This window comes from Herbaspirillum sp. B65, from assembly GCF_000333555.1.
Taxonomy (GTDB): Bacteria; Pseudomonadota; Gammaproteobacteria; order Burkholderiales; family Burkholderiaceae_D; genus Herbaspirillum; species Herbaspirillum rubrisubalbicans.
In genome coordinates this window covers 1-1,035 of sequence record NZ_BADI01000222.1, presented here as the reverse complement: position 1 = coordinate 1,035, position 1,035 = coordinate 1, and the positions used below count along the sequence as shown (strand labels likewise).

Genomic DNA, 1,035 nt, shown 5'->3' with positions numbered 1-1,035 from the left:
TGGAGAGATTGATGCCGACGATGTTCTTGACGCGGTAATCAATGTAGACCGGCGACCAGGTCTCATGGCCCTGCTTGACTGCCTGCTCGTACCAGGGACGCTTGCGTGGTTCGTAGTCCTGCACGGCGACCAGCTTCATCTCGGTACCGGGGCCGCGCAGGTAATAGACGTAATTCTTCTGCCCAGGCTCGCGCACGCTGTACATGTAGACATTGGGCTGCTCCTGCTTGATGCCCAGGAAGCTGCCATCGACACCGCCGAAATAGACATAGCTGGGTTCATCGAAGAGCGAGTTGGCCAGCCACAGGCGATCTTCGAGCTCCTTGTGGCTCTTGGGGAAAGGCAGCAGGGCTGGGGCCTGGCCGGCCTCCACCGGCGGCACCGGCCGCGGCGCGATCACGTTGAGGGTTTCCCGTGCGCCCTGGGTCTGGCGGTCGATGGCCTGGCTCACGCGCCCCATCACCTCGGTCAAGGCATTGCGTGCCAAGACCTCGGTGGCATCGTCACCGGCGCGATAGAGGAACCAGCCGATGGTCAACACCAGGCACACCATGAGGAAGATGAACGGCAGGATGAATAGCCGCTGCAAGGACGATTGCTTCAGAATCGCCCCCTTCTGCCCTTGCTGACGCGTTGACCGCACATTGCGAATATGACCATGTATTCCTTGCTGCCAGGCAATCTTGCCCAGTTCCGGCAATTTGCCGCACAGGCCGTAGCCCTGGATCGATGGCGCACCGATGTTATTGGTTCTGGCGCGTCCCCCTTGGATGATGTAAATATCACATTCGCCCTGTCTTGGGGAGCGTTTTTTGCAACGCGGCGAACGATAGGCCGACAGAGCAGAGCTTCAAGAGCCGCACTGGGGCTGGATTAGTGAAAATCCGATAACAATTTTGATTGTATTACAACTTTTCTGAACCAAGGTTCAGGATTGCTGACGAAAACTGAATCGTGTTGCCACAAAAGACATAAAAAAGCGGCGGCGCATGAACACATGCGCCGCCGCCCTACTGCGCCATTGACTGGCGGGTG

General features: G+C 58.0%; 1 protein-coding gene. It reads right to left on the bottom strand.

What is annotated here, in order from left to right; all coding sequences use genetic code 11:
• Positions 1-589 (bottom strand): PDC sensor domain-containing protein (locus tag I5W_RS05690; RefSeq protein ID WP_044528515.1); only part of this gene is annotated, 589 nt, incomplete at its 3' end.
• Positions 590-1,035 lie beyond the last annotated feature (446 nt).